Consider the following 11,168-nt stretch of genomic DNA (forward strand, 5'->3'; position numbering starts at 1 on the left):
TTACTGCGGTTCGTTTTTCATTTGAATCAGTTGGCCAGCGTGATAAACCCCGCGCACAACGCCAAGTATCTCAAGGCCATCCGCCGATAAAATTTCTGGCTTGCAATGTGTTTTTGAGCTGCGATATCCGATCCGGACTCGTCGTTCTTCTTCTCTCCACTGCATATAGCCCAATGTGACCCGCTGTTTGGTCGCACGGAAGTTTTCTACTGGATTACGGACGATGACGATGTGTCCGGACATGCGTTCCATTGGAGCAACCGCGCTCAATTTTTGCACAACCAACAAACAACCGGGTATCATTTTTCCAACCACCTGATCGTTTCCGCGACTATTGGCTTGCTTGATTGGGTTGCGTTCAAGCAACGGTTCGTCAAGTCGCAGAACAAAAACATCGGGCTTCTGCAATTCAGAGATGGCGGCTTGATAGATCGGCGTTGCTGACTCCCATCCGGATTCCAGTTGCGAAAGAGTAAACACACTCGTTCCGCCATCATTTGCAATCGTTACAAAGGGTGGCGGAGTTTCATAAGAGTCAGACGTTTGATCGGCAACTCCGACGGCACGGTTGGCTGCTAACGGAAGAGCGCGTTCAACCATCAAATGCGGGATGCGCACGGCATCGCTGGCAGTTTCATGTGCTTGCTTCGCCCGTATGGACCCGGCAAGTTCGGGACACAACGAGTTCGCCAGCACAATGCGGCGTCCAGAGCCACCGAGCTCCAAGCCACCGTCACGGACGCTGACGTCTCGTCCCGAATCTTCCAAATCGCGTGCAAGCGTTTTCAGCAGACGGTCTTCGGTGCTTGACTCCAGAATCGGGCGAGACTCCATTGACAAAACATGCTTGAGCACGCTGGCTGCTAGTCGTCGATCCAAGTCGGCATGCATGAACCGGTTCTCGTAAGTGTGCAAACATTTGTAGCAAGAGTGCTCGCAGTTGCAGTCTTCTAATAGTGACAGTACTGCCCGCAAAAATTGCGCAGCATCGTTAGTCGCTGATTGAACAAAGCCGGCACCGCCGGACGTCGTGTCGTAGAGGTAAACATCGACCTCTTTTCCAGACGCGCCGCCTGGCGTTAAAGCGGGCCGATACTCACCACCGACATTCGCTCGCTCAATTTCTAAAGTTCGTACAACGGCGGTGCTCATTGCTTGTGCCAGAGTCGTCAACGCGATACGAGCCGTTGCCGAACCTGGCCTGAGTCGCATTTCATCGCCAAGCATGAATCGATAGAGCACCACATCCGATCGAAACTTGGTTCCAAGAGAAATCGTCTTGATCGCAGCACGCTTTGTGCAAACATCCTTGCCCTCGCGTCCACGGTGATCTGGAAATGGCTTCGGATGTGTCGGCTTGGAAAGCTGGCTGCCGGCACCGATCCATCCATTCGGCTCGATGCACCCACAGTAGGTGCAATATCGAAAACCCGGATTCTGGACGTCGCGCGATCCCGCATTTGTAATGTAAAGATCTTCCTTCCTGGCCCACTTCTTAAATCCTCGGTCATTGTCTTCCACGACTTCGTCTGGTGTTTCACTTTGCTGAAACTCGGCAGTTAATTTCGCGTGGGTGGGGCGAGTAAGTTCGGGTGGATCTTGAGCGAGGTTTTCCGACGCGCCCCATGGGTGGGCGAAACCAGGCGGTGTCATCCACAGCATTGCTGGGCCGAGTGACTTGTTCTCACGGCATGCGGGGCAATTCCTTGACTCACCCTCAAAGCGTCCTGGTTCATCGCGACCTTTGACCTCTACATAGCCGCACTTCTCGCACTCGTAATACAACTGTCGATTGCTCCACGCATCGAATCGATCGCTAGAAATCGGTGACCAGATTGCAAGTGAGTAGTGACGTAGCCCGTCGATAAACACCTCTCTGCCCGGCGCGTAGCTCGACAAGGCCTGGCTGAGTCCCTGCTGCGGAGCGTATTTGGCGACTGCGTTGTAAGCGTTACTCGCCCGATGATCGAACACCGTCATGCTGACAACATCCGTCGGAAACGCATACGACGGCAGCACGGCTTTGTCGAACAGTCGATCCAGTAGCTTATTCGTGTCACGCGCCGCGTCTTGTACTTCAGCGGTTTCGTCGAGATCGTCCGACACTGCAGGGTTCACCCCGTCGCTGCTGCCTGGGTCCGCTACGGCGCTGAAGTCATCCCAACCTGCGTCGAAGCCGGTAGATGAGGCAGCGTTTGCATCGGAGGCCGTCTCAGGTGCGTCGCGTGGTCCGGCGCCAATCTCATTCAATTTATGCAGCAAGTCGTCAGGCAATCGCATCAACAAAGTCTCGTGATTCTTCCTGAATTGCTCGGGTACCAATTCCGCTAGTTCCGCATCGATCGTCATGCGATGGTCGGCAATCCATTTTTCGAATCCACGATAGGAAAAAGTGGTCTCGTCGCCTGTTTGAAAATCACCCACCAAACCGAGTGACGAGAAAATGTTGGCGTCTTGAGTCGAGCCAGCGCTCGGCCCCGGAATACGCTCCTGCTGGAAACGACTCAGCAAAAATGCATATCCGTGGCGCACCACGATATCCGCATTGTCTAGGTTAAGAATGGGATCAGTAACTGGCCCACTAATCATCGCCGCAGGGTCGCTAAAATACTTCTGGTCATGACTGCCTTGGTCCGCGTACGTGATCACGCTCGAGAGCGACGATCCACGTCGTCCGGCGCGCCCAGCCCGTTGTTGGTAGTTCGCTCGACTCGGCGGTACGTTACGCAGCGCAACCGCGGTCAGGCTACCTATGTCGATACCAACTTCCATTGTCGTCGTGCAGGACAACACGTCGACGGGGCCGCCGGGTTCGTCCGATGGTCCTGCGATCTCTAAGTCTTGGAATCGCATCTCATACCATTCTGCGCGTGAAAACGATTGCTGAGGATCCACGGCACCAATGGCTGCAGTGTGTTCAGCCGCGACGAATGGGTGAGGCGACCAATTCCCACGATGTTGATCTGTGAGCCGCTCGGTAAGCCGGCGATAGATTCCTTTTCGTTTCTTGAAAGCGTCTTGATTTTTTCCCGTCAAAAGTGCGACAGTGTTCTTACCACCACAACTTAGGCAATTGACCGGTGCGATTGCGGACAATGGCTGGACCCAACTACACCGCTCGCAGCGTTGCCAAGCAACGGATTCGGCCGGCAGCAGTAGTATGTTGGATCCAAGCAGAAGAAAACGCCCGCCAGGCTGTGGATTACTGATGGGAGACGTACCCAAGAACTGCAACCAAGGCCCTGGTTGGCCTTTTCGAGCGGAAAAATTGTCGACAACAAATCGGTTGCCCAAAAACGGGCTTAACGTGGTCTGAAAGCCACCTTGTTGCGAAGTCAGCCACGCACCCTCAGCGGCGTCGATCCAAGTCCCAGGTGTCCCGTTGAGGAACACACCGTGCTTGTACGCCATCAAACGTATCCATAAGGCGAGTAGTTCGAGCTTACGTTCTTCGCCAGAAATTGTTTCGGGAACGTCGGGGGAAGGTAGTTCGTCGAATTGCCGCTTCTGGGCTTGATTCAAACGGGGTGCGAACGTTGCCAGCCCAAGCGAGAGAACACCTGTTTGCTCGTTAAACAATACTTCGTAAATCGCGTTGAGAATTGCATGAGGTGTTTGCCGCGAGATCGCTTCGGCAGCATCTGTCATAGAAGTCCAATCCGCGCTGCTATCGAGTAGAGACGAGATCGTTTTCTGATGGTCGTGGAAAACCTCTTCACCACTTCGTAGTTGAGGTGTTAACGTGACACGGTTTCGCCACGCGCCGGCTAACAACGCCGGGTACACGTAACGCAGGGATTGAACGTCTTCCAATCGCTCCGGCCAACGACTACGCAGCTCGTTGTATCCATCCAATAGAATAGGGCGGACGCTATCTCGCAGTGAGTTATCACCCAGCTTGCCCGCCAAACGCGAAGCGGGTTGTCTGCCATCCGAAAAGATGAGTGATTTGCGACCAGCAAGCGGCGTCTTGATGTCGATTCGCGGAGGTTGTTCAAGAAGTTGCGATGCAATGAGCTGTTGGAATGGTTCGTCACCCTTCGTTTTCAAGTTGCGAATCTTATCGCCTGAGTTTTGACAACGCGGACATTTACCGAATTGTCCCGGCTGTTCGGCGTCAACCGGAGTCAGCCAAACGGGACGAGTTCCATCCCTTGGAACATCAAGCAAGCTCCCCGTGATCGTGTCGAGGTAACGTTCCACGAACGGCTCAGCATTGCGATCATCGGGATCGAAGTAGTCGCTTGGATCTTCAAGCAGGATGTGAACAGGCTCCACCTTCGCGTCGGCATCATCCACCTCACCAACATCTTGATGCCAAAGATAGTGTGGATGCTCGGGATCGAGCGACCAGGCCTGGAAGTAGGCTGATCCGCACGAATCGCAGCTATGCAGTTCAAACAGTCGCGATCCACAACCACAGGTGCGATCGGGTTGGACGTGAAGCATCCCGGCCGGAGCCATCCCTCGCTGGGCAGGTTCGAGCGAGTCGCAATTCGGATTGCTACACGCCCATATTCCCGGTAACGCTCTGAAAAAACGATGCACACGCGCCGCCATGAGTGGTACGCCGTTAGGAGTCCGTTTTGCCAAACTCGCTAATTCGATCAAAACATCCGTTGCTTGCATCGAGATTTCGTGCGAAACCTGATCTGCAGGAAAAAGTCTTGCTGCAAGTTGCTCGACCTCTTGAGCGGGACCACCGCCGTGGAGCGTTTCTTTATCATCTGGATTCTGCGCTCCACTGGTCAAATTCAACAACCTGCCGACGGCAGGAATACCCCGAAGCGTGTCGTACAAAATCCGTGACAACGGGTCAGCGTCTCGCTCAACCGTGAGAGCCGCCGATTCATTCAACCGCAATGATGCCAGCCCGTCTTCGCGGGTGACGGTACAGATCAAATCGCATGTCACCTCGGTCACAAAAAAGAAAGGCTCCCTTGTCGACTTCTTCTCACCCACCGCGACTTTGCATTTTTCTTGAATCGGCGATCCATCAATCCCGATGCCGGTTACCGATACTGCCGCCCCTGGCAAATGTGTTTCTTGCTCTGGGATCTCGACCAAATACCGGAATTCATGCTGAACGCTCTCTCGAAACGCGACAAGATCCGCGATCGCAGCTATTCGCTCACTTGGGCGGCTTGATCGCACGCGCTGGAGGTCGACACTGCAAAGCAACTCCGCGAGAAACGCATCGCCCGGTCCAGACGGATCGGTGAACTGTTTGTTCCCCATGAGCACATCAAAGGTCGCCTCGCTGGCACCGCTCAGTCCGGCAGCAAAAGATTTAGCTTTGGCTCCATCGGCAAACGATGCACTGGTACAGATCACTTGCATGCGATCGGATGTTAACCCCAGCCGCGATTGGAGTCGCCGAATCAACATCGCGACCTCGGTGCCTTGCGCACCGCGATACAAGTGAGCCTCATCAAGCACCAGGATGAATTTCTCTGATGGATGAGCCGCGTAATAAGCATGCGATGCATCAAAGATGTTACGTTCGATTGGTCGTAGCATCATGTACTCGAGCATCGAGTAATTTGTTACGAGCAGATCGGGTGGCGCCTGTTGTATTTCAAATCGCGTCAACAATTCGGGGTCAAGGTTGCGTTCTACTGTGCGTTTAAGATTGCCACCCGAATCCCGCCAATGGCCCGAACCGAACCAAGTTGAGAACCCGTCTTCGCCACCCGACGGATGGATTTTAACTGGCCATTTCCCGCGTTTCTTGAGCGTGCGAATCGTCTCTGCTGTTTTTGTGTCGCCGTTTCTCGCACTTTGCTCCAAGTCGTAATAGAACTTCAGACCTGCAAAGCGGCGCAACAGTTTTTCCGATTTGTCCGGTAAAACGCCAGGAAAGGGAGTACGGCTGGTGTAGCGTCCAAATTTCGCGGGACGCCCGGCAGCGCCGATAAACCAACTCGCCGCTTCAGGACTTCCCAATAGCAATCGCAGGCGGGCGAGTTGATCATTGACGAGAGCGTTCATCGGATAGAGCAACAGCGCGCGAACAGCACGTTGACCAAATCGCTTCGGTTGCTCGCCTGCTTCCCTCGCTAAGCGTCCCAGGATAGGCAGCAAGAACGTTTCCGTTTTTCCAGAGCCCGTTCCGGTGGTGACGATCAAATTGCGAGACTGTTGTCCCAATACAGCCTCAAGAGCGTCCGCTTGATGCGAGTAAGGCGGATCAAAAACGACCTGAGCATTAGCAAGTTCGCCAAGCAAAGCCTTGACGGATTCTGGGATTGCAAGATCTGCGAAACGACGCCCCGATTCGTAGCGAGCCGTGCTCTCGATATACGGCAATTGAGAAACGATTCCGTTGGTCTCCAACAGCAATCTGCGGCGTCGTGCCAGGACCGGATGTGAGAGGTGATAAGCCGCCTCGATGTACTCAATAAAACCGGTTGCCGTCCGTTCAAGCTCAGGAAACATCCTAAAACCCCAGGTTAAAAAGCCGTGTGTCGATACCGTTCTGGCGCCCAGCCAGCCTGACGAAAAACTTTATCCGGCGGCCAGATGTCTCTGTTGCGTCACTGCCACACAAGTCGCATTGGGAAAACGACACCATTGCCCAGCTTTCGCTAATTGTTTCGACCGCGCGTTTCATGATTAGTTCAACCGGGCGTTTTAGTGGGTGATTTATAGGTTGCAACTGGGTCGCTAGCCTCGGCCAGAAATCCATACCGTTTCCGTCGTAGCTATACCCCACCTCTACAGCGCACACCAAAAGCGGAAGGTGAGCAGTCTGCCACTCGAACGAATCGAGCGGTTCGCAACTCAATGCACCCCGTACGATGTCGCGAAGTTCATCGCACTGATCATTCGTCAGTCCGTGGTCAGCAAAATACCGCGACCGCGAATCATTTTCGCTGTCACTAACCGGTTGACTAAAGCGATCAACCAATTCGCTGTGTTTGCCCCTGAGTCGCTCCAAAGTCCCGGATTCCTAGATGTGGTTTTAATGTTGCTCGATTGATCGGGGGTCACGCCCCATATACCATCAGGTAGGTGGACACGATGATACTCGCTCAGCATGATTGCGTGTTGCGGCAGCACGACTCATTGCTGTTTGCGACACGAACAAATCAATCTGACATTGGGGCAACCTTATATGCAAGAACAGGACGACGTAACTTCTCAGCCGGCTCTCGTCTTGACCCGCGAAATTGCGGAGTCCCTGATTTGTGAAGACGAGGTGATTCGAGCCAGTGAGTACACGCAAATCGACGCGGACGCGGCTGTCTTAATCGGTTCCGCTGGCAAGCTGTTGATTCTCGACGGTTTGAAGACGTTGCCCGTTGACTTGGCTAAAACGCTGTCCACAAAATCGACTATTTGGTCGCTCGAAGGTTTGTCGGTGCTCGATGATGATACGGCTAAGGTGCTCGGAGAATCTGATGAAGGCCTAAACCTGCCTGGACTTACGTCTCTTTCGGCTTCGGCTGCAGGCGAGATTGCCAACGTGAACGGTTGCGATCTTGTGCTGGATGGGTTGACGACGATTTGCGAGGCCGTCGCCGCCAACCTTGCCCGTTACCACGGTCAAGAAGAGTCGACATTGAGCCTCGATGGCTTAACCGAAATTTCAGAAGGTATCGCCGCCGAACTAAAAAATCATCGCGGATGGTTGTCGCTCGGGGGACTCTCCGAGATTTCCGACGAGGTTGCACTTCAGTTGGGTAAGCATCAAGGTGAAAACCTATATTTATCGAGCGTCAAAAATCTTTCCGACTTCGCGATCCGAGCTCTCGCCGAACATCCGAACTGTGTGGAACTGGGCGGGCTGCCAGAAGTTCAAATAGCTCGCTTCAAAGAACTGCACGCTGAGCAGAAGAAGTTCCACGAATTCGCATCGTACGTGAGATTTGCACTTCACATCCACGACCCGCTGAATCCTTATCAGAGAACAACGGATTTTGATGGACTTGTCGATGAGGTGCAGTCATGCATGGATTGTGATGAGGACATCCGTCGCACACGCCAACTTCGAGATCTGCTCAACCAACTAAATTTGGATGTTTGATGCAAATGGACGAACTCGACCCCATCACCATGTACGAATTGTGCTTTCCCGGTGCCGTGACAGGAGCGACCGAAGTCACTTGCCCCCACTGCGATGAACTGCTGACGATGCAGGTCGACGATCCGATGGGGGAATACTCCTTGGTTTGTTGTGAATGCGGCGGCCAGTTTGACGTGGATCTCGCCGACCGGACGGTGAGCTGGTATCCAGTGATTTAGCGAGGCAACCGATGGGAACCCTTCATCAAAGCGATCGACGGTGGTCGAAGTCATCGCGGTTTGGATGCTTTGCGTGGCTTCCATGGAGTTCGCGCAATTTGCGTGTCAATGGATTCAACCAACTCACGGACACTTGAAATCGCAAAGTCAATGTCAGGCACCGCAAGCGACATAACATCGCCTTTCTTCGTGCGACCGTTGCGATGCACAATATTGTGGCGTGCATTGATGATCCGTTGCAGACCGGCAAGCTTTTCTTCCGTTGGAAATTTGACTTTCAAAACCTTCATAAAAAGCGGTCCGATCCTGATCAGATTATGGAACACTTGATCAACAAGGTGCTTTTGAATAATCGTTTGGCTGTTTCGTTCCCAGTCGATGACTTCGTCAAGCTTGTACTTGCGATCCGCGAAATCGGCCGTCGCCCGCGCAAATCGGTTCCGCAAAGCCTTGTCGCCAACGACAGTGTTGATGAACGTGTCCGACAAATACGTCTCCATCGACGCAACGATACCGGCGTAGACTTGGCGGTAGAGCACCTGTTGCAATTCTGCATCAGGTGATTCGAGCAAGGCCAGCCGCGATAGGCTGTCGATCGCATCAGCAAATGTCGTGTAGGAAGAAACATTTTCCGAAATCGAACGGGCGAGGGCGTTTTCGAGTTTGCCTTGACGAGCGAGTTTATTGCATTCGGGACACTGCCGCCGATTGACCCGATTTTGGACAGATTCCGACCAAACGTGCTCGGGGTTTGTGCCGCAAATCCACCATCGCTTGGTTGCACTTTGACGAGTGACATCGGCGGGAGTCACGTCACCATTTCTGGTCGGATGCCAAGTCGAAGCAATCTCAGCGTCGACTGCTGCCAAGCAAGTTTTTGAGTCAGCTCGTAAACCGCTGCAGAAAGGACAACCCGCACCCTTCGTACGCCGAAAAACATGTGCCTTCCAAACGTGCTCTGGATCGTTTGAGCACTGCCAATTTGGCTTCTTGGCACTGCCCGGTGACACGGTCATCGGATCGAGACCAGGGTTAAGCGTCGGATGCCACTCGGCAAGCAGGTCAGGATAGGCATGTCCGAACGATTCCTCGGCGCGAACGCTACCTAGCTTGTTCGGCCCAGGACACAGTTGGCATTTGCGTTGCCGGCTGTGAACCTTCTTAATTGAATCCTGCCATTCGTGGGTGGGATCTTTGGGGCACCGCCACCAGACCTGCTGCTTGGAACCGTGAGATACACTTTCCGGTGTCGTCGGATGGTTCTTGGTTGGATGCCAATAATCCAATAGTTCAGGAGCGGTTTCGTTCAAGCCACGCCGTGTGTCGAACCTTATTGACAACGGCTTGGGCGGCTTTGGTGTTTTCGGACGACAATCCGGACAAGTACCTTTGCCACGTTTGCGGGTTTCAATCGCGGCCTGCCATTCGTGCTCTGGGTCTTCCTTGCATTGCCACCAAACCCTCTGAGGATTGGTGCTCGAAAACATCTCAGGGGTAAGCGATCCGTTTTTGGTCGGATGCCATTCGGCTGCTAATTCCGGCGACTTGCGAGCCAACGAATTACCGAGCTTCCGACATTGAGGGCATTGGCTGCCTTCGGTGCGATTGGCGACTTGAGATTTCCACTCATGAGTCGAGTCAATCCGGCATTGCCACCAAACGTGTTGGTTGGATTTCGGTACGAACTGATCCGGCCGTAAGTCGCCGTTCTTAGTCGGATGAAATTCAGCAGCAACGTCAGGAAACAACGCGACGATTGAATCCTCCGGCATAACTTTTCGGCCGGAGCAATACGGACAGCCTTGTTTCTCGATCGCTCGGGTGGCAACGCTCGCCTGCCACTCATGTCGCGAATCCCTTTTGCATCTCCACCAAGCCCGATAGCTGCTGTTGTGCGGGACCGAGTCACGATCTTTCTCGGGGTTTTTGGTTGGATGCCATTCCTCAGCGAGTTCAAGCGAGTACGCCACCAAGGAAGGCACGCGAATGCCGGTGTGTTGAAGTGTTCTGCCCATGCTACTTCCTAGAGGGTGAGAGAAACTTCGCCTGACGCAGGCTCTGAAGAGAAAATTTGGTTTGCGTGGTGGCTCGTCACGGAGTTGAACGCAGCGACGCCCTCGCTATCGAGAACCTTCTCCGGTAGACCTTCATCAAACGCTCCCACCAATGCGAGCCGACGATGAAGTGGCACGCTGACGATTGTGTTCCTCATGCCAAATGCCGGTGGGATCAACATCGAAGCTGGCGGAACGATCCAACTCGGAACAACCGGGTTGTCGGAACAGATCAAATCAGGAGCGTCTCGAGCGACGGACCAAAGTCGCCAGCTTCTCTGTTTCAATAGTTCTGTCAGCGGAATGCCAATTTCAAAAATCTGCTTGACATAGAACGTCTGCTCGAGGGTGATGTCGTATTCACCACCCTTCGCATATCGAACGAAATCGTCAAATTCCGCGTCGCTCATGTTCTCGCCCGACCGGCCAAGCGTTTTCCGAAGCGACGATCGTCCTTCGGGAGTGCTGCACCAAATCTGAATCATCGACTTGTGGACGTCGCCCATGAATGTCGCGATCGCATTTCGTACGTTGGGAACACGGGCCGCCATGAACGCAACAAACATCATCAGTTCTTCAAACGCCTCGCCTTCTGGTAGACGTTGCTGCTCGATGACCTCCTTCAAAATGCTCGCCCATTTCCCTTCAAAGATGGCCAGCTTCTTTTCAATGACCATCTCATCGCCGCCCGCTGCATTTTCGATTCGGTGAAAGTTCTTCGCAAAGCCGGTCGCCTTCGGATTGCTTTCCCACGTCTTTCGCAGCACCTTGTCGAAAACATAGAAGACAGAGTCTTTCTGATCTGCCTTCGTGAATCCAGCAAGATAGAACTGCGGAACATAATGATGCTTGATCGGTTGGTTCATT

Annotated in this window: 5 protein-coding genes and 1 pseudogene; 2 read left to right on the top strand and 4 right to left on the bottom strand. The window is 53.5% G+C overall.

Features of this window, described 5'->3' with window-relative positions:
- Positions 1-6,438, bottom strand: coding sequence for a DEAD/DEAH box helicase (locus NHH03_RS12635; RefSeq protein ID WP_253156587.1), 6,438 nt, complete (start codon positions 6,436-6,438; stop codon positions 1-3).
- A 637-nt stretch (positions 6,439-7,075) separates the two neighbouring features.
- Here NHH03_RS12635 and NHH03_RS12640 point away from each other — a divergent pair.
- Together NHH03_RS12640 and NHH03_RS12645 are read left to right on the top strand one after the other, a co-directional pair.
- The gene (locus tag NHH03_RS12640; protein ID WP_253156590.1) at positions 7,076-8,029 is read left to right on the top strand and encodes a hypothetical protein; all 954 of its coding nucleotides are present in this window, start codon (positions 7,076-7,078) and stop codon (positions 8,027-8,029) included.
- Complete coding sequence (locus NHH03_RS12645; RefSeq protein WP_253156591.1) at positions 8,029-8,247, top strand: hypothetical protein; 219 nt, start codon at positions 8,029-8,031, stop codon at positions 8,245-8,247. Before NHH03_RS12640 ends, NHH03_RS12645 begins: the two co-directional genes overlap by 1 nt.
- Before the next feature lie 50 nt (positions 8,248-8,297).
- Here the strand turns inward: NHH03_RS12645 and NHH03_RS12650 are convergent, their stop codons facing one another.
- The 3 genes and pseudogenes from NHH03_RS12650 to NHH03_RS12655 form a co-directional block, all read right to left on the bottom strand.
- Positions 8,298-9,116, bottom strand: coding sequence for a zinc-ribbon domain-containing protein (locus NHH03_RS12650; RefSeq protein WP_253156593.1), 819 nt, complete (start codon positions 9,114-9,116; stop codon positions 8,298-8,300).
- Between the two features lie 36 nt (positions 9,117-9,152).
- A pseudogene (locus NHH03_RS28380) lies at positions 9,153-10,262 on the bottom strand (zinc-ribbon domain-containing protein); the annotation flags it as partial.
- Between the two features lie 8 nt (positions 10,263-10,270).
- Positions 10,271-11,167, bottom strand: a complete 897-nt coding sequence (locus NHH03_RS12655) for a DUF4238 domain-containing protein (RefSeq protein WP_253156595.1) — start codon at positions 11,165-11,167, stop codon at positions 10,271-10,273.
- Between the last annotated feature and the right edge of the window lies 1 nt (position 11,168).

Origin of the sequence: Stieleria tagensis (assembly GCF_024129865.1) — a bacterium.
Lineage (GTDB): Bacteria > Planctomycetota > Planctomycetia > Pirellulales > Pirellulaceae > Stieleria > Stieleria tagensis.

What these genes read in the sequence shown, in the direction of transcription:
- NHH03_RS12635 (WP_253156587.1), bottom strand. Translation starts at nt 6,438, where the DNA reads ATGTTTCCTGAGCTTGAACGGACGGCAACCGGTTTTATTGAGTACATC.
- NHH03_RS12645 (WP_253156591.1), top strand. Translation starts at nt 8,029, where the DNA reads ATGCAAATGGACGAACTCGACCCCATCACCATGTACGAATTGTGCTTT.
- NHH03_RS12655 (WP_253156595.1), bottom strand. Translation starts at nt 11,167, where the DNA reads ATGAACCAACCGATCAAGCATCATTATGTTCCGCAGTTCTATCTTGCT.